This window comes from Pseudomonas sp. Nvir (assembly GCF_963778085.1).
In the GTDB taxonomy this organism is placed as follows: domain Bacteria; phylum Pseudomonadota; class Gammaproteobacteria; order Pseudomonadales; family Pseudomonadaceae; genus Aquipseudomonas; species Aquipseudomonas juntendi.
In genome coordinates, this window is the sequence record NZ_OY970405.1 from 1,611,276 (window position 1) to 1,627,893 (window position 16,618).

Annotated in this window: 16 protein-coding genes and 1 pseudogene; 9 read left to right on the forward strand and 8 right to left on the reverse strand. The window is 62.9% G+C overall.

Going from position 1 to position 16,618, the window contains the following annotated elements:
* Positions 1 to 2: 2 nt before the first annotated feature.
* Entirely contained in the window at positions 3 to 878 is an 876-nt protein-coding gene (locus tag AACG97_RS07860; RefSeq protein WP_110677808.1) for a DMT family transporter, read from the reverse strand.
* 144 nt (positions 879 to 1,022) lie between these two features.
* On the opposite strand from AACG97_RS07860, the gene aceK reads away from it, so the two are divergent.
* Positions 1,023 to 2,738: a bifunctional isocitrate dehydrogenase kinase/phosphatase gene (gene aceK / locus AACG97_RS07865; RefSeq protein WP_054881625.1), complete on the forward strand. Its 1,716-nt coding sequence runs from the start codon at positions 1,023 to 1,025 to the stop codon at positions 2,736 to 2,738.
* Between the two features lie 32 nt (positions 2,739 to 2,770).
* Here aceK and AACG97_RS07870 read toward each other — a convergent pair whose 3' ends face one another.
* Entirely contained in the window at positions 2,771 to 3,634 is an 864-nt protein-coding gene (locus AACG97_RS07870; RefSeq protein ID WP_197885824.1) for a DUF6279 family lipoprotein, read from the reverse strand.
* A 130-nt stretch (positions 3,635 to 3,764) separates the two neighbouring features.
* On the opposite strand from AACG97_RS07870, the gene AACG97_RS07875 reads away from it, so the two are divergent.
* A complete protein-coding gene (locus tag AACG97_RS07875; protein ID WP_009686776.1) occupies positions 3,765 to 4,601 on the forward strand; it encodes a CvfB family protein in 837 nt (278 codons plus the stop codon).
* Here AACG97_RS07875 and AACG97_RS07880 read toward each other — a convergent pair whose 3' ends face one another.
* Positions 4,602 to 4,982, reverse strand: a complete 381-nt coding sequence (locus tag AACG97_RS07880; protein WP_009686775.1) for a hypothetical protein — start codon at positions 4,980 to 4,982, stop codon at positions 4,602 to 4,604.
* A 164-nt stretch (positions 4,983 to 5,146) separates the two neighbouring features.
* Positions 5,147 to 6,129: pseudogene (locus AACG97_RS07885) on the reverse strand (hypothetical protein).
* A gap of 140 nt (positions 6,130 to 6,269) precedes the next feature.
* Between AACG97_RS07885 and AACG97_RS07890 the strand changes: the two are divergent.
* The 3 genes from AACG97_RS07890 (at position 6,270) to def (ending at position 8,094) form a co-directional block, all read left to right on the forward strand.
* Complete coding sequence (locus AACG97_RS07890; RefSeq protein ID WP_029885390.1) at positions 6,270 to 6,449, forward strand: CsbD family protein; 180 nt, start codon at positions 6,270 to 6,272, stop codon at positions 6,447 to 6,449.
* A gap of 152 nt (positions 6,450 to 6,601) precedes the next feature.
* Positions 6,602 to 7,561: a YihY/virulence factor BrkB family protein gene (locus AACG97_RS07895; RefSeq protein ID WP_009686772.1), complete on the forward strand. Its 960-nt coding sequence runs from the start codon at positions 6,602 to 6,604 to the stop codon at positions 7,559 to 7,561.
* Positions 7,558 to 8,094, forward strand: a complete 537-nt coding sequence (def, locus tag AACG97_RS07900; RefSeq protein ID WP_054881623.1) for a peptide deformylase — start codon at positions 7,558 to 7,560, stop codon at positions 8,092 to 8,094. The genes AACG97_RS07895 and def overlap by 4 nt, the downstream gene beginning before the upstream one ends.
* On the opposite strand, the gene AACG97_RS07905 is transcribed toward def, so the two are convergent.
* Positions 8,049 to 8,453 (reverse strand): GNAT family N-acetyltransferase, encoded by a 405-nt coding sequence (locus AACG97_RS07905; protein WP_256673377.1) that lies wholly within the window; start codon positions 8,451 to 8,453, stop codon positions 8,049 to 8,051. The two genes, def and AACG97_RS07905, sit on opposite strands and share 46 nt — an antisense overlap.
* A gap of 316 nt (positions 8,454 to 8,769) precedes the next feature.
* Here AACG97_RS07905 and AACG97_RS07910 point away from each other — a divergent pair, with 316 nt between their 5' ends.
* On the forward strand, positions 8,770 to 9,027 hold the full coding sequence (locus AACG97_RS07910) for a DUF2790 domain-containing protein (protein ID WP_009686769.1): 258 nt from the start codon (positions 8,770 to 8,772) through the stop codon (positions 9,025 to 9,027).
* A 187-nt stretch (positions 9,028 to 9,214) separates the two neighbouring features.
* Positions 9,215 to 9,700, forward strand: coding sequence for an SRPBCC family protein (locus AACG97_RS07915; protein WP_009686768.1), 486 nt, complete (start codon positions 9,215 to 9,217; stop codon positions 9,698 to 9,700).
* Between the two features lie 57 nt (positions 9,701 to 9,757).
* On the opposite strand, the gene AACG97_RS07920 is transcribed toward AACG97_RS07915, so the two are convergent.
* Entirely contained in the window at positions 9,758 to 10,228 is a 471-nt protein-coding gene (locus tag AACG97_RS07920) for a MaoC family dehydratase (protein ID WP_009686767.1), read from the reverse strand.
* Between the two features lie 34 nt (positions 10,229 to 10,262).
* Positions 10,263 to 11,207: an alpha/beta hydrolase gene (locus AACG97_RS07925; protein WP_029885386.1), complete on the reverse strand. Its 945-nt coding sequence runs from the start codon at positions 11,205 to 11,207 to the stop codon at positions 10,263 to 10,265.
* Positions 11,208 to 11,426: 219 nt separating this feature from the next.
* Here AACG97_RS07925 and fadD2 point away from each other — a divergent pair, with 219 nt between their 5' ends.
* Together fadD2 and fadD1 are read left to right on the forward strand one after the other, a co-directional pair.
* Positions 11,427 to 13,115 carry a long-chain-fatty-acid--CoA ligase FadD2 gene (gene fadD2, locus AACG97_RS07930; protein ID WP_225785757.1) on the forward strand — a complete coding sequence of 563 codons (1,689 nt, stop codon included), beginning with the start codon at positions 11,427 to 11,429 and terminating at the stop codon, positions 13,113 to 13,115.
* Between the two features lie 327 nt (positions 13,116 to 13,442).
* Complete coding sequence (gene fadD1, locus AACG97_RS07935) at positions 13,443 to 15,140, forward strand: long-chain-fatty-acid--CoA ligase FadD1 (RefSeq protein ID WP_197885826.1); 1,698 nt, start codon at positions 13,443 to 13,445, stop codon at positions 15,138 to 15,140.
* A 150-nt stretch (positions 15,141 to 15,290) separates the two neighbouring features.
* Here fadD1 and AACG97_RS07940 read toward each other — a convergent pair whose 3' ends face one another.
* Positions 15,291 to 16,598, reverse strand: coding sequence for an NAD(P)/FAD-dependent oxidoreductase (locus AACG97_RS07940; protein ID WP_197885827.1), 1,308 nt, complete (start codon positions 16,596 to 16,598; stop codon positions 15,291 to 15,293).
* Between the last annotated feature and the right edge of the window lie 20 nt (positions 16,599 to 16,618).

A 16,618-nucleotide genomic window follows, 5' to 3' on the forward strand; every position in this document is an offset into this window, starting at 1 on the left:
GTTCAATTGCGCGCCGGGCGCAGTACCAGCCACAAGGCCACAGCAATCAGCAGGCCGCCATACAGGTGCGCCAGCGACAGCGGCTCGTCCAGCAGCCATGCGCCCCACAGCACGCCGAACACCGGGATCAGGAAGGTCACGGTGCTGGCCTTTACCGGGCCTATTTCTGCCAGCAGACGGAAGTACAGGATATAGGCGAATGCCGTGCACAGCAGGCCCAGGCCGAGCAGCGACAGCCAGACCTGCCAGCCGCCCCAGCTGGCGGGCGGCTGGCTGAGGGCGCTCCAGGCGAACAGCGGGCTGAGCATCAGCGTAGCGCCGAGCATGCTGCCCAGCGCCGACAGGCGGCTGTCCAGGCCGCTGACCCAGCGCCGCGCGAGGAACCCGGCAAAGCCGTAGCAGGTGGTAGCTGCCAAGCACGCCAGGGCGCCTTGCAGCAGGGCCATGTCCAGGGCCACCGGCCCGGCCCCGCTGAGGATGCCGACACCGAGCAGGCCGAGGAAAATGCCGCAGAGCTTGGCCAACGTCATGGGTTCACGGAAGCACAGCACGCCGATCAGCACGCCCATCAGTGGCGTGGTGGCGTTGAAGATCGCCGAGTAACCGGCTGGCAGCACCTGGGCAGCTACGGAATAGAAGGTTGCCGGGATGCCGGAGTTGATCATGCCCAGTACCAGGCAGGCCCCGAGCTTGCCCTGAAAGTCCCAGCGCACGCGGCTGGCGGCGACGATGGCGACCAGGCCCAGGCAGGCGATCGAGACGCGAAAGAACGCGGTCGGCACCGTGCCCAGCTCGGGGGCGATAATGCGCATGAACAGGAAACTCGCCCCCCAGACGGCAGCAAGGGTCAGCAGGCGGGTTAGGGCAATCGGGCTCACAACGGTCTCCGGAGGGCAGGGCAGGGGCGCGAGTGTACGCGAGGGGGCGGGGCGATACTTGTGCTTTCTTGCGCAGTGAACCTGGCCCGCTTTTGCATCAGGCCGACTAAGCTGTGTAACTCATTCACCCATGAGGTGCCCGGCATGCCCCAACCCTGGCCCGCTGTCGAAATCGCCCGCACCATCCTGGCCGGCTTCGACGATTACCGTGACCACTTCCAGCGCATCACCCTCGGCGCCCGCCAGCGCTTCGAACAGGCGCGCTGGCAGGAAATCCAGCAGGCCGCGGCTGCGCGCATCAGCCTGTATGAAGAAAAAGTCGCCGAGGTCAACGGCTGGCTGCGCCAGGCCTTCCCCGCGCCGGTGTTGCTGGACGTGGCGCAGTGGCCGCTGGCCAAACACGCCTACATCCAGCAAATCGACCCCCGGCTGGACGATGAGTTGGCCGAGACCTGGTACAACTCGCTGTTCTGCAGCCTGTTCAGCCACGACCAGATCAGTGATGGCTGCATGTTCATCCACACCACCCGGCCGTCGCTGCGCGGGCGCGAGCGCGCCGCGCAAACCCGTACCTATGCGCTGGGCGGTAGCCTGAAGGGAATGCTGCAGGCGATCTTCGCCGACTACCCGTTCGATGTCGCCTACGGTGACCTGGAGGGTGACCTGGCACGGCTGGAAGCGCAGGTGCGCGACTGCCTGCCCGACTGGGTTTGCAAGGACCCGGAGCTGGCGGTGGAGCTGTTCGTGCCCGTGCTGTACCGCAACAAAGGGGCCTACCTGGTCGGCCGCCTGTACAACCGCGATGAGCAATGGCCCTTGGTGATTCCCTTGCTGCACCGCGAGGGCCATGGCATCGAGGTGGACGGGTTGATCACCGACGAAGCCGAGGTGTCGATCATCTTCTCGTTCACCCGCTCCTACTTCATGGCCGATGTGCCGGTGCCGGCCGAGTTCGTGCATTTTCTCAAGCGCATTCTGCCGGGCAAGCACATTGCCGAGCTGTACACGTCGATCGGTTTCTACAAGCAAGGCAAGTCGGAGTTCTACCGGGCCTTGATCAACCACCTGGCCAACAGCGATGACCGCTTCGTCATGGCGCCGGGGGTGCGCGGCATGGTCATGAGCGTGTTCACCCTGCCGGGTTTCAACACCGTGTTCAAGGTCATCAAAGACCGCTTTTCACCGTCGAAAACCGTTGACCGCGCCACGGTGATCGACAAGTACCGGCTGGTGAAAAGCGTGGATCGGGTAGGGCGCATGGCCGATACCCAGGAGTTCGCCGACTTTCGTTTCCCACGCAGCAAGTTCGAGCCTGATTGCCTGGCCGAGTTGCTCGAAGTGGCGCCCTCGACCGTGGCCCTGGAGGGCGACACGGTGCTGGTGCGCCACTGCTGGACCGAGCGGCGCATGACCCCGCTGAACCTGTACCTGGAGCGCGCGGGCGAAGGCCAGGTGCTGGCGGCGCTGGAAGACTACGGCCTGGCCATCAAGCAACTGGCGGCAGCGAACATTTTTCCTGGTGACATGCTGTTGAAGAACTTTGGCGTCACCCGGCATGGGCGGGTGGTGTTCTATGACTATGACGAAATCTGCTTTCTGACCGAGGTGAATTTCCGCCACATACCGCCACCGCGGTATCCGGAAGACGAGCTGTCGGGCGAGCCGTGGTATTCGATCGGGCCGCACGATGTGTTCCCCGAAGAGTTTCCGCCGTTTCTGTTTGCCGACATGGGCCAGCGACGCTTGTTCAGCCGCTTGCACGGCGAGCTGTATGACGCGGATTACTGGAAGGGCCTGCAGGCGGCCATTGGCGAGGGGAAGGTGATCGACGTGTTCCCGTATCGGCGCAAGGGGCGCTGATGGCGGTGTTGCAGGCCAAGCCCCTCACGCCTTCAGGCACTCTTCAGGCACTTCAGCTCACTGAAGTGGTCGCGCACCTTGGCCAACCGCGCTTGCAGCAACTGCCGCTGGTGCACGCTACTTTGCTGCACCAGGTCTACCAACAGGCTGCGCGCCTGTTGTTCGGTGTTCTGGAAGGCAGCGCGGTATTCCGGCGTCCACAGGCTTTCCTTGTGCTGCAACAAGGTCGCCAGGCGCGGCTCGAAGCTGGCGTCGTTGCGTTGGTTCATCGCCAGCAGCAGCTGTTGCTGCCAGTGGGCGCGGTTGGCGATCCATTCGCGGTTCTGGTCGCCCAGCGCTGCTGACCAGGCTTGTACGCGTTGCTTCTGCACCGCGGACAGTGGGCCAAACCAGGCGGTCAGGCGTTTTTCCATACGCGCGCTGCGCTCGCTGACCTGCTCGGCCAGCGGGGTATCGACGTACTCTTTTTGCCGCTCGGCGATGTCGTCGCGGAACGCTTCACGCATTTCGGCCACTTGGCTGTCGCTCATGCCGCGCAACAACTCGGTCGCCGAAGGGGTGATTTCCTCGGCCACACGGCCAATCGCCTGGCGCGCTTCGCGGGTGCGTTGCTGCAGCGCCTGGTCGGTCACCTGGTTGTCGGCGACCATGGCGCGGACCCGCTCCAGCCAGTCGAGGTAGCCCGGTAGCTGGGTCTTGCAGTGCCAGGCCAGGTGTTGCTTGAGGCGGTCGTCGAGCAAGGCCTTTTGCCTGCCGTTCATGTCCAGGTAGTCGCCCAGCGACCACGGCACCAGGCGATCGAGGTTGCGGTAGGCCAGGTCCATGCGGCTGCAGGCGCCTAGGGCCAGGGCGAATCCAAGGGCGATGAGCAGGGCTTTGGACAGGCGTGAAGGCATGTGCTGTTCCTTGCAGTGGCTGGCCAGACGGTAGACGCGAGGGGGGCACGGCGGTTCCACTGCATCAGCGGTCGGGCGGCGCGCTGGCTTCAGGTGTAGAATAGCCGCCTTGTCATGAGGATCATCGGAAATGGCTCTGCTTGGGCGTTACAACAGTTTGCAAATCGTGAAACACGTGGACTTCGGTCTGTACCTGGACGGCGGCGCCGATGGCGAGATCCTGCTGCCCGGGCGCTATATCCCGAAAAACGCCGAAACCGAAGTCGATGACTGGTTGAACGTGTTCATCTACCTGGACAGCGAAGACCAGCTGATTGCGACCACCGAGAAGCCCAAGGTGCAGGTCGGTGAGTTTGCCAGCCTCAAGGTCAAGGACATCAACGGTGCCGGCATCTTCCTCGACTGGGGCTTGTCCAAGGACCTGTTGATGCCGTACTCGGAAGAGGCGCGGCCGTTGAAGATCGGCGACTACTGCGTGGTGCACGTGTACCTCGACAAGCGCACCCGCCGCATCACCGCCACTTCCCGCCTGGACCGCTACCTCGACGTGGCCCCGGCCGATTACAAGGTCGGGCAGCCGGTTGAGCTGTTGGTGGCTGGCGAAACGCCGATGGGCTTCAAGGCCATCATCAACAACCGCCACTGGGGCCTGATCCACAAGAACGAAGTGTTCAAGTTCCTGCGCTCGGGCATGCACGAGAAGGGTTTCATCAAGGAACTGCGCCACGACGGCAAGATCGCCCTCAGCCTGCAGCCGGTGGGCGCGGCCTTGGCCGACAGCCTGCAGGAGCAGATCATGGCGCGCCTGGAGGCCGAAGGCGGGGTGCTGGGGGTGTGTGACAAGAGCGACCCGGCGTTGATCAGCAAGCTGTTCAATGTCAGCAAGGGCAACTTCAAGAAAGCCATTGGCGGCTTGTTCAAGCAGGGCTTGATCGTCATCCATGACGACCGGATCGAAAAGGCCTGATCAGGCCTGAACGAAGTTGCGGAAGTCCAGCTGCTCGCCACCTGGGCGGGTGTCGCGCAGCAGCGAGTCGCGGTCGGCGCTCAGCGCCAGGCTGATGGTCGAGCGGCGCTTGCCAGGCTTGCGCACTTCCATCTGCTCCAGGTGGGCCTTGAGGAAGTTGGTCGGCACTTTCAGGTGCTGCAGCTCGTCGGTTTGCGGGGTGTGCAGCAGCAGGTTGACCCAGTCGGCCTGGCCCTTGCCCAGCAGCGCCACCGGCACTTCGAACCACCACAGGTTGCGTTTGTTGTCCAGAATGGCGAACAGGGTGTTGCTGCTGTTCAGCACCGGGCGGGCCAGTGCTTGGTTGCGCCGGGCGATGGCGGCGGGTTTGTCGAGTTTCATGCAGGTTCCTGCGGGTTGACGCTATGAAGGCCTGCATTGTGAGGGGTGCCACGGGGCGGGGCAAGGTTTGATGGTTGTGCCTGCTGCGGGCGCGCCAGGTGGGGGGCACGGGCGCTGCCTTGGGTTGCGCCCCACCCCCGCCATCAGCCGGCCCTGGCGGTGCGTCAGCGACGAAGCGGCAGGCTCAGCTCGGAGGTCGCCCCGTCAGCGGTAGTGACGGTCGCGGTGAAGCTGCGCAACCCAGCGATGTCGTCCAGCGCCTGGGCAAACCGTGCCTGCCCTTGTACGTCACTGTTCACCTGCACTTCGCCAAGGTAGTGCTCGGCCTCGGTGGCGTCGGCCTGGGCATTGCCGAAGAACTCAACGCGCAGCAGGCTCGATGCCGGCCCCTGTACTTCACCGCGCAGCACATTGCCTTCCAGCGCCAGCAGCCGTGGTGCCGGCTGATTGTGGTTGGGCAGCGGCTGGCACGGCTTGGGCTCGCCCTTGGCGTTGCAGATAAGTGCCTGGTCCTGCTTCGGCAGGTCGGCGCCAACCCCGCGTGAGCCCACATACAAGGCGTGTGCCTGGGCTGGCACGCCAAACACGATGGCCCCGGTGCGCTGCCCGGGTACGCATGAGCCGCCCGCCTGGCAGCGGCGGATATCCTGGCTGTTGGCCCAGATACGGTTCCCGCTGAGGCGTGTGGTAGTTACCTCAGGCTCCGGGCGCAGGGCCACGCCGATGCGGTTGCCGTGGATCAGGTTGCCGTCGAGGATGTTGCCCTCACCGGTGACGCTGACCCCGATCCGGGCAGGGCGCCGGGGCAGGTGCGAACACCCTGGTCCTTGATGTAGGCGGAGCCGTCGATGGCAATGTACTGACCCTCGCGTGCCCAGGCCAGCCCGGTGATGCTGACCGGGCCTTTGATTTCCGGCAGCGCGTGGCTGGGGCGGATCACATAAGGTGGCTTGCCCACGGCGGCGATGTCGATACGGTAATGGCCGGGGTTCCGGTTACTGGTTTCAATGGCCCAGCGCAGGGTGCCGGGGTTGCCGTCGTCGGTGTAACGCTCGACACGCAGGGTTTCAGGGCTGGCGGCAGCGGTGGCCAGGGTGGACAGGGGCAGCAGTGGCAGCAAGGCCAGCACTGCGGGCATCAGACGCATGGGCCGGGTATGGTGCGGTATTCGCCCGTAGATTGACCGCTTGGCTTGCGGGGTGAAAATTCGTTGAAACTCTTGCGCTGGGTGCTGGGTCCACCTTTTGTCGACACTGTACACGTGTCTCCATTTGCAGGAGTTTTGCCATGAGCGGTACTAAAGACAAAGTCAAAGGCCTGGCCAATGAGGCGATGGGCAACGTGAAACAAGGTGTCGGCAAGGTGACCGACAACGACAAGCTGCGTGCCGAGGGCAAGGCGCAAGAGCTCAAAGGCGAGGCGCAGCAAGTGAAGGGCGATGTGAAAGACGCGGTAAAAAAACCGTGATCTGAGCAAGCCTGTGTCGGCCTCTTCGCATGCGTGCGAAGAGGCCGTTACTTTTGCCGCCAATTTCTTCAATCGCGACTGGGAGCAGCACAGCATCGGCACGGTCTATTAGACTTGTGTGTTGATTCGATCAAGCGGCGAAAGGAGACGCTATGATTTTTTCCGCCCTGCAGGGCCTGCCTTTGCACCGCGTGCTGGCGCGCACCGTCAAGGAATTTCTCGATGACGAGATGTCCACCTATGCGTCGGCGCTGGCCTACCAGGCGCTGTTCTCGCTATTCCCATTCTTGCTGTTCCTGATTGCCCTGATCGGCTTTTTGCACCTGCCCGACTTTTTCTCCTGGTTGCGCCTGCAATCGGAGCTGGTATTGCCACCCCAGGCCCTGGAGCAGGTGAACCCGGTAATCGACCAGTTACAGCAATCCAAGGGCGGGCTGTTGTCGGTTGGTATCGTGATCGCCTTGTGGACCGCATCGGCCGGTGTGCGCCTGATGATGAGCGCCATGAACGCCGCCTATGATGTGCCCGAGGGCCGGCCGGTTTGGAAGCGCATCCCGTTATCCATTTTCTACACCGTGGGCCTGGCCGGCATGCTGCTGGCAGCCGCCGCGCTGATGGTGCTGGGCCCGCAAGTCATGGAGTGGATCGCCGCCCAGATCGGCATGCAGGAGTTCATCGTCACCTTGTGGACGGTGTTGCGCTGGCCGGTGATCGTCTTTCTGCTGATGGTGGCGGTCGCGTTGATCTACTACGTAATGCCTGATGTGAAACAGAAGTTCCGCTTCATCACGCCGGGCTCGGTGCTGGCGGTGGTGGTGTGGATCATCGCGTCGCTGGGCTTTGCCTACTATGTGAAAACCTTCGCGGACTACAACGCCATGTACGGCAGCATTGGTGCAATCATCGTGCTGTTGCTGTATTTCTACATCTCGGCTGCCGTGCTGTTGCTGGGCGCCGAAATGAATGCGGTGATCGAGCACATGTCGGCCGAGGGCAAAAACCCCGGTGAAAAGGATTTCGACGAGCACGCGCCCGCTCAGACCATCAGTGTTCTGGGCCATGAGCACCCCACTTCGGGCCAGGCGCAGACTTCCGAGCCCAACCCCCGATGATCCGTGACATTCTCAAGATGGGCGACGAGCGCCTGCTGCGCGTCGCCGCGCCAGTGCCCGCGCAGCTGCTGGGCAGCGGCGAGCTGCAGCAACTGATCGACGACATGTTTGAAACCATGCGCCATGTCGGCGGCGTGGGCCTGGCCGCGCCGCAGGTAGGCATCGACCTGCAGCTGGTGATTTTCGGCTTTGAACGCAGCGAGCGGTACCCGGACGCCGAAGCGGTGCCGCAGACCATCCTGCTGAACCCGGTCATCACCCCGACTTCCACTGAACTGGAAGACGGTTGGGAAGGCTGCCTGTCGGTGCCCGGCTTGCGCGGCGTGGTACCACGCTTCAAGCACATTTGCTATGAGGGCATCGACCCACAGGGCAACGCGATCCGCCGCTTTGCCGAAGGCTTCCACGCGCGGGTGGTGCAGCATGAGTGCGACCACCTGATCGGGCGTTTGTACCCATCGCGGATCCAGGACTTTACCAAGTTCGGCTACACCGACGTGTTGTTCCCAGGGCTGGAAGCAGGCGACGACTGACCCTGCTGCAGGGCCACCAGGCGTTTGCTGCGCTGGTAACGTTGCAAGCGGCCATGCAGGGTGTCGGGCAGGCACTGCGCCAGTTCGAAACCCAGGCGTTGATAGAACGCCAGCAGGTCGGGGTGGCAAAACAGCCAGGTTGGCCCGTCAGCCTGGGCCAGCGCCGCCTTCACCAGTTTGCCGGCTATCCCTTGCTGGCGCCGTTGCGGGTCGACGAACAGGCCGGTCAGCCAGAAACCCCCGGTTACCCTGGCCAGGCTCAGCCCGGCAATGATCCCCGGCCCCCTGGCTACCCACAACTGCGCATCGCTTGCCGCGCGCATGCGCGAGCCTTGTTGCCGGTAAAAGTGGTCCAGCAGCCGGCGTTCTGTATCCGCAAGTGTCGAGCAGGTTAAGTGTTCAGAAATGGCGAATTTCCCCTGAGTACAGAGCAGAGGCTCTGGCGTAATGCTTTGCGGCTATCTTGTCGCAGATTGTTGCAAATTCGGCAAGAGTGAATATCCGAGTTCGGGGTTCAACTATTAACGGCCAGGCGTAGAATTTCAGGCATCCCCCCTGCAGTACGAAGCGGGATCGGTACTTCGTGCCATCTTCACCGTAGATGGCAACTTCTCCGCGCCGGAAACGGCATTAGAAGTCAATCGATCAGCTTGAATGCTCAAAAGGCAAAACACCATGAAACCATTACTGATTCTTGCATTGGTCGGTATGTCCTCGTTCGCCCTCGCCGATGAGGCCAAGCCCGTCTCCACCCAGCCAGTGGCCCAGCAGTACGACTACTCGATGAACCTGGATATCAAGCGGGTAATCGACCTGTCGACCATTCCCAATGTCTGCGAAGTGGTGCCTGCCACCATGACCTATGAAGACCACCACGGCCAGGTGCATACCATCCAGTACCGTGCCATGGGCGAGGGCTGCCAGCAGGGTTGACCGGCTACAGGAGGTTCGAGCGCCCCCGCGCGGCGCTCGAACGCCGTGGGCCGTTATCGCCAAACGCACTGAGCCGCTGCTCGGCGGGCCACCCTCGTGGGGCGGGCCTGGTCTATCGTGGACGTGGGGAATTCGCACAGCCTTGCTGTGTGAACTGCCACCCTGACTGCCACGGAGACAACACCCGATGAGCCTTGCCCCTGCTGCGCAAGCGCAACATGAGTTGTTGATCAGTCGCCTGATCGACGCCCCACCGGCCAAAGTGTTCCGCGCCTGGACCGAGCCCGAGTGGCTAAGGCAATGGTGGGGGCCGCATGGCATGAGCACCCCGGAATGCGAGATGCAATTGTGGCCCGGCGGCCTGTTCCGCACCTTGATGCGGGCGCCGGATGGCAGCGAGTACCCCACCCAGGGCGTGTTCCTGGAAATTGCGGCACCGCGGCGCCTGGTGTTCACCGATGCGTTTGGCCCCGGCTGGGTACCGTCGAACAAGGCGTTCATGACCGCCGTGATCAGCCTGGACGAGGAACGGGGCAAAACCCGTTATACCGCCCGGGCCTGGCACTGGAATGCTGCCGATTGCAAGGCCCACGAGGACATGGGGTTCTACCAGGGCTGGGGTGAGAGCCTGGACCGCCTGGTGGAGTTGGTCACCCAGCGGATGCCAGACTGATGGTTGCCTGGGGGCGGGCATTCGCCCGCCGCAGGGCCGGTAGTGCCAGCGCTATGCTCAGCTGGCAACGAAATTCGGTGGCGATACCAGTTCCACGGTCTGCTGCTTGCGTGGCGCCAGGATCTCCGCTTCGCCCTGCACCACCAGCTCATCGTTCTGGTTGTACACATTGGTCGCGATGCGCACTTTGAACTTGGGCAGTTTTTCCAGAATTTCCAGGCGTACGGTGAGCGTGTCGCCAATCTTCACCGGCTTCTGGAAGCTCATCTGCTGGCCCAGGTAGATGGTGCCAGGGCCTGGCAGGGTGCAGGCCACTGCCGCACTGATCAACGCGCCGCTGAACATGCCGTGGGCAATGCGTTCGCGGAACATGCTCTTGGCCGCAAACTCGGCGTCCAGGTGCACCGGGTTGTGGTCACCGGACATCGCCGCGAACAGCTGGATGTCGCGCTCTTCGACGGACTTCTGGTATTGCGCCTTCTGGCCTACTTCGAGGGCTTCGTAAGGCGTGTTGGTGACCTGGGACATCGGGGTTTCCTTGAGCGGTAGGCGAGGGTGGCTGTCATTCACTGCGCACAGGCCGATCAATGGCCAGTGCCTGTTCAAGCCAGCCGACAATGTCGGCAGTGACCTCGTTACGGTTGGTTTCGTTGAGTACTTCATGCCGCGCTTCAGGATAGACGCGTAGCTGTACATGTCGATTGCCGGTGGCGCGCAGGGCGTCGGCCAGATGGGTGAGACGCTTGCCGGCACTGACCGGATCACATTCCCCACCCATTATCAGTATCGGCAGGTTCGGATCGATCTGTGCGAGGTTACCCGGCTGGCTGATCTGCGCCAAGCCTTGCAGCAGGTCCAGCCACAGCTGGTTGCTGCACCGAAAGCCGCACAGCGGGTCGTTGACGTAGCGGTCGACCTCGGCCGGGTCGCGGCTGAGCCAGTCGAATGCCGTGCGGTTGGGCTTGAAGGCCTTGTTGAACGCGCCGAAGGACAGCCATTCGATCACCGCACTCTTGCCCAGCGGCCCCTGGCGCCAGGCCTCCAGCCGCGCCACCAGCCGGGCCATGCGGTACAGCGCGGCAGGCTGGTAGTTGGAACCGCTCAGGATCGCCCCGTGCAGGCTGGCACTGTGGTGCAGCAGGTAAGCCTGGGCGATATAGCTGCCCATGCTGTGGCCGAACAGGAACAGCGGTGTGCCCGGGTAGTGTTGGCCAATGTACTGGGCCAGCCGGCCGAGGTCGTCGACCACGGCATTCCAGCCATGATGGCGGCTGAACAGGCCCAGGCTGCCGTGCTCGGCGCTACGCCCGTGGCCACGCTGGTCAGCGGCGAACACGGCAAAGCCAGCCGCGGCCAGGGCCAGGCCCAGGCGCTGGTAGCGCCCGGCATGCTCGGCCATGCCATGGGCCAGCAAGACTACGGCTTTCACTGGCGTGGCTGGCAGCCATTGGTGCACGTACAGGCGGCAGTGCTCGCTGACGGGCAGCCAGAAGGCGTCGTGGGGCATGGCGGCTCCTTGTGCGCATGGGGTACCGGAACAGTGTATGCACACCCGGCCCGATTGCAGGAAGGGCACAAATAAGATTCACAATGTTAATGGCGGCACTTGGCGTATAGGCCACCCCGGGCTTACCTGCTAACGTCGAAGCAACGCCTGTTTGCCGGTTGGCGACCAGGTCAAGGATCCAAGGACGCAGTGCAGGTCCAGGCAGAGGAACAATAATAAATGCAAGCCGACTTCTGGAATGACAAGCGCCCGGCGGGCGTGCCTTCCACCATCGACATCAATGCCTATGCCTCGGTGGTCGAGGTGTTCGAGCGCTCTTGCAAGCGCTTTGCCGACCGCCCGGCATTCAGCAACCTGGGCGTGACCCTGACCTACGCGCAACTGGAGCGACATTCAGCCGCGTTTGCCGCCTGGTTGCAGCAGCACACCGACCTGCAGCCGGGCGACCGTATCGCGGTGCAGATGCCCAACGTGCTGCAGTACCCGATCGCCGTGTTCGGGGCCATGCGTGCCGGGCTGATCGTGGTCAATACCAACCCGCTGTACACCGAGCGCGAGATGCGCCACCAGTTCAATGACAGCGGGGCGCGGGCGTTGGTCTACCTGAACATGTTCGGCAAGCGGGTGCAGGCCGTGTTGCCCGACACCGGCATCGAGTACCTGATCGAAGCGAAAATGGGCGACCTGCTGCCCACTGCCAAGGGCTGGTTGATCAACACGGTGGTCGACAAGCTGAAAAAGATGGTGCCGGCCTACCACTTGCCCCAGGCACTCCCGTTCAAGCAGGTGCTGCGCCAGGGGCGCGGCCTGTCGCCGCAACCGGTGCCGCAGAGCCTGGACGACATCGCCGTGCTGCAGTACACCGGCGGCACCACCGGTCTGGCCAAAGGCGCCATGCTTACTCACGGCAACCTGGTGGCCAACATGCTGCAGGTGCTGGCGTGCTTTTCGCAGCACGGCCCGGACGGGCAGAAGCTGCTCAAGGATGGCCAGGAGGTGATGATCGCGCCGCTGCCGCTGTACCACATCTACGCGTTCACCGCGAACTGCATGTGCATGATGGTCACCGGCAACCACAACGTGCTGATCACCAACCCGCGGGATATTCCCGGCTTCATCAAGGAGCTGGGCAAGTGGCGTTTCTCTGCATTGCTCGGGCTCAACACCCTGTTCGTGGCGCTGATGGATCACCCGGGTTTTCGCCGGCTGGATTTCTCGGCACTGAAAGTTACCAACTCCGGTGGCACGGCGCTGGTCAAGGCCACTGCCGAACGCTGGGAGGCGCTTACCGGCTGCCGCATTGTCGAAGGCTATGGCCTGACCGAAACCTCGCCGGTGGCCAGCACCAACCCCTACGGCCAGTTGGCCCGGCTGGGTACGGTGGGCATCCCGGTGGCCGGTACCGCCTTCAAGGTCATCGATGATGACGGCAACGAGCTGCCGTTGGGCGAGCGTGGCGAGTTGTGCATCAAGGGGCCGCAGGTGATGAAGGGCCACTGGCAGCAACCTGAGGCCACCGCCCAGGCCCTGGATGCGGACGGTTGGTTCAAAACCGGTGATATCGCCGTGATCGACCCCGACGGCTTCACGCGGATCGTCGACCGCAAGAAGGACATGATCATCGTCTCGGGTTTCAACGTGTACCCCAACGAGATCGAAGACGTGGTGATGGGCCACCCGCAGGTCGCCAACTGCGCGGCCATCGGCGTGCCCGACGAGCGTTCCGGCGAGGCGGTGAAGCTGTTCGTGGTGCCGCGCGAGGGGGGGTTGAGCGTGGATGAGCTCAAGGCCTACTGCAAGGCCAACTTCACCGGCTACAAGGTGCCCAAGCACATCGTGCTGCGCGAGTCCCTGCCGATGACGCCGGTGGGCAAGATTCTGCGCCGGGAGCTGCGGGATATCGCTTGAGTCAGCTGCGAGAAGCAAGCTGCAAGCTACAAGCTGCAAGCTACAAGCTACAAGCGGTGAATCAGAGCCTTTGGCACGCTCTATCTTGCCGCTTGAAGCTTGTAGCTTGCCACTTTAAGCTAAATACTCTAAAAATGACCTAAATTGTTCATTGAGTCATTTTTGTGACCGTAAGGCCCGTTTTGGCCTCTAGGCGACCCCAGGCAAAGCTGTTACTCTCGGCCCGCTTTCAGATGATCCGGTTTGCAACGAACCGTCATCTCATATCAATAATAAGCGCATCGACGCGTGAATCGAACTTCGCTGTTGCTGAAGGAGTGGGCTTCCATGATCGAACATTTTTGGAAGGATAAGTACCCAGCCGGGATTACGGCGGAAATCAATCCTGACGAATTCCCCAATATCCAGGCAGTACTCAAGCAATCCTGCCAACGCTTTGCCGACAAACCGGCCTTTAGCAACCTGGGCAAGACTATCACTTATGGCGAGTTGTATGCGCTGTCGGGGGCTTTTGCCGCCTGGTTGCAGCAGCATACCGACCTCAAGCCGGGTGATCGCATTGCCGTGCAACTGCCCAATGTCCTGCAATACCCTGTCGCGGTGTTCGGTGCCATACGCGCCGGGCTGATCGTGGTCAACACCAACCCGCTGTACACCGCGCGGGAAATGGAACACCAGTTCAACGACTCTGGCGCCAAGGCCTTGGTGTGCCTGGCCAACATGGCCCACCTGGCTGAGAAAGTAGTGCCCAAGACCCAGGTCCGGCACGTCATCGTCACCGAAGTGGCCGACCTGTTGCCGCCGGTCAAGCGCGTGCTGATCAACAGCGTGATCAAGTACGTGAAGAAGATGGTGCCGGCCTACCACCTGCCGCAGGCCGTGCGTTTCAACGCTGCGCTGGCACTGGGCAAGGGCCAGCCGGTAACCGAGGCCAACCCGCAGGCCAACGATGTGGCGGTGCTGCAGTACACCGGCGGCACCACTGGCGTGGCCAAGGGTGCCATGCTGACCCACCGCAACCTGGTGGCCAACATGCTGCAGTGCCGGGCGCTGATGGGCTCGAACCTGCACGAAGGCTGTGAAATTCTCATCACCCCGCTGCCGCTGTACCACATCTACGCGTTCACCTTCCATTGCATGGCGATGATGCTGATCGGCAACCACAACGTGTTGATCAGCAACCCGCGTGACCTGCCGGCGATGGTCAAGGAACTGGGTAAGTGGAAGTTCACCGGCTTTGTCGGCTTGAACACCCTGTTCGTTGCCCTGTGCAACAACGATGGGTTCCGTGCCCTGGACTTCTCGGCGCTGAAAATCACCTTGTCGGGCGGCATGGCCCTGCAGTTGAGCGTGGCCGAGCGCTGGAAGGCGGTGACCGGTTGCGCCATCTGCGAAGGCTACGGCATGACGGAAACCAGCCCGGTGGCCACGGTCAACCCTTCCGAAGCGAACCAGGTCGGTACCATTGGTATTCCGGTGCCGTCGACCCTGTGCAAGGTAATCGACGAAGCCGGCAACGAGTTGCCGTTGGGCGAAGTCGGCGAACTGTGCATCAAGGGCCCGCAGGTCATGAAGGGCTATTGGCAGCGTGAAGAGGCCACTGCCGAGATCCTCGACAACCAGGGTTGGCTCAAGACCGGCGACATCGCCTTGATCCAGCCAGACGGCTACATGCGTATCGTCGACCGCAAGAAGGACATGATCCTGGTCTCCGGCTTCAATGTGTACCCCAACGAGCTGGAGGATGTGCTTGCCGGCTTGCCTGGCGTGTTGCAGTGCGCGGCCATCGGGGTGCCGGACGAGAAGTCGGGCGAAGTGATCAAGGTGTTCATCGTGGTCAAGCCGGGCATGACCGTGACCAAGGAGCAGGTGATGGAGCACATGCGTGCCAACGTGACCGGCTACAAGGTGCCGCGCCATGTCGAGTTCCGCGATGCGTTGCCGACCACCAACGTGGGCAAGATCCTGCGCCGCGAGCTGCGTGATGAAGAGCTGAAGAAGCAGGGCTTGAAGAAGATCGCCTGACCCTGCGCGGCCCCTGTAGGAGCGGCCTTGTGTCGCGATGGGCCGCGAAGCGGCCCCGTCCATTTCAGCACCCATGCCAAGATCCAAGGGCCGCTTTGCGGCCCATCGCGACACAAGGCCGCTCCTACAGCGAGGGCATGGGTTTTGGGCTCAGCGCAGTTTTTCCAGCATCTGGTAATACCACATGCCGGCCGCCAGCAGCGGGTTGCCCAGCAAGTCCCCCATCGGCACCCGCACATGCTTGCACTGGGCGAAGGTGTCGAACTGCTCGAGCGTACCGGTCAACGCCTCGGCCATGATCTCGCCCATGATGTGGCTGGTGGCGATGCCGTGCCCGGAATACCCCTGGCAATACCACACGTTGTCCGACAGCTTGCCCAGCTGTGGAATGCGGTTGACCACGATGCCCATGGCGCAGCTCCACTGGAACTCGATCGGCACGCCCTTCAATGCCGGGAACGTGCGTTCGATGCATGGCCGCAGCTCGCCTTCGATATCCCGCGAGTCACGGCCGGAGTAGTTGGCGCCGCCACCGAACAGCAGGCGCTTGTCGGCTGTCAGGCGGTAATAGTCGAGCACGAAGCGGCAGTCGTACACCGCCAGGTCGTGGGGGTTGATCTGCTGGGCCAGTTCGCCCAGTGGCGCGGTGGTGACGATCCCGCCCATGGCCGGGAATATCTTGCCCTTGAGTTGGCGCTTTTCCAGCTTGTGGTACACATCGCCGGCCAGCATCACCTGGCGTGCCTCGACCCGGCCGTGGGCGGTAACCACCGCCGGGCGCGGGCCATGCACGATGTCCAGCACTTCGGAATTCTCGAACACCAGTGCGCCCAGGCCATGTGCGGCGCGGGCCTCACCCAGGCACAGGTTGAGCGGGTGCAGGTGCAGGTTGCGCAGGTTCTTCAAGGCGCCCATGTACAGTGGGCTCTGCAGGTGCTCAGCCACTGCCGCGCGGTCGAGCATTTGAACCTGCTCGCCCATGCCCCGGCGTTGCGCTTCGGCCTCGAACGCGCGCAGCTCGTTCATGTGCGAGGGTTTCATGGCGGCATGCAGATGGCCACGCTTGAGGTCGCAGTCGATGCCGTAGCGCGCTACGCGCTGCTCGATTACCTGGTGGCCACGCCAGCGCAGGTGCCAGATGAAGTCATCGACCTCGGCGCCCAGGTGGTTGCGCATCTGTGAGCGCATGGCTTCGTCGCCCGACAGGCTGCCAGTGACTTGGCCACCGTTACGGCCGCTGGCTCCCCAGCCTATACGGTTGGTTTCGACGATGGCCACCTTGAGGCCGCGCTCGGCCAGCTCGACTGCCGTGGCCACGCCGGTGAAGCCGCCGCCGATGATTGCCACATCCACCTGCACCGTGCCCTTGAGTTGCGGGTACTCGGTAGGGTCGTTGAGGGTGGCGCTGTAGTAGGACGGCGCGCGCTGCGCCGGGCCTTTGTGCAATGCTGCGTTCATGGGTGTTCCTTGAATGTTGA

Excerpts from the sequence above, each read along its gene's own strand:
- AACG97_RS07925 (WP_029885386.1), bottom strand. The coding sequence starts at position 11,207 with ATGCCCCACGACGCCTTCTGGCTGCCCGTCAGCGAGCACTGCCGCCTG.
- AACG97_RS07920 (WP_009686767.1), bottom strand. The coding sequence starts at position 10,228 with ATGTCCCAGGTCACCAACACGCCTTACGAAGCCCTCGAAGTAGGCCAG.
- def (WP_054881623.1), top strand. The coding sequence starts at position 7,558 with ATGATCCGTGACATTCTCAAGATGGGCGACGAGCGCCTGCTGCGCGTC.
- AACG97_RS07890 (WP_029885390.1), top strand. The coding sequence starts at position 6,270 with ATGAGCGGTACTAAAGACAAAGTCAAAGGCCTGGCCAATGAGGCGATG.
- aceK (WP_054881625.1), top strand. The coding sequence starts at position 1,023 with ATGCCCCAACCCTGGCCCGCTGTCGAAATCGCCCGCACCATCCTGGCC.
- AACG97_RS07915 (WP_009686768.1), top strand. The coding sequence starts at position 9,215 with ATGAGCCTTGCCCCTGCTGCGCAAGCGCAACATGAGTTGTTGATCAGT.
- fadD2 (WP_225785757.1), top strand. The coding sequence starts at position 11,427 with ATGCAAGCCGACTTCTGGAATGACAAGCGCCCGGCGGGCGTGCCTTCC.
- AACG97_RS07940 (WP_197885827.1), bottom strand. The coding sequence starts at position 16,598 with ATGAACGCAGCATTGCACAAAGGCCCGGCGCAGCGCGCGCCGTCCTAC.
- AACG97_RS07910 (WP_009686769.1), top strand. The coding sequence starts at position 8,770 with ATGAAACCATTACTGATTCTTGCATTGGTCGGTATGTCCTCGTTCGCC.
- AACG97_RS07895 (WP_009686772.1), top strand. The coding sequence starts at position 6,602 with ATGATTTTTTCCGCCCTGCAGGGCCTGCCTTTGCACCGCGTGCTGGCG.
- AACG97_RS07875 (WP_009686776.1), top strand. The coding sequence starts at position 3,765 with ATGGCTCTGCTTGGGCGTTACAACAGTTTGCAAATCGTGAAACACGTG.
- fadD1 (WP_197885826.1), top strand. The coding sequence starts at position 13,443 with ATGATCGAACATTTTTGGAAGGATAAGTACCCAGCCGGGATTACGGCG.
- AACG97_RS07880 (WP_009686775.1), bottom strand. The coding sequence starts at position 4,982 with ATGAAACTCGACAAACCCGCCGCCATCGCCCGGCGCAACCAAGCACTG.
- AACG97_RS07870 (WP_197885824.1), bottom strand. The coding sequence starts at position 3,634 with ATGCCTTCACGCCTGTCCAAAGCCCTGCTCATCGCCCTTGGATTCGCC.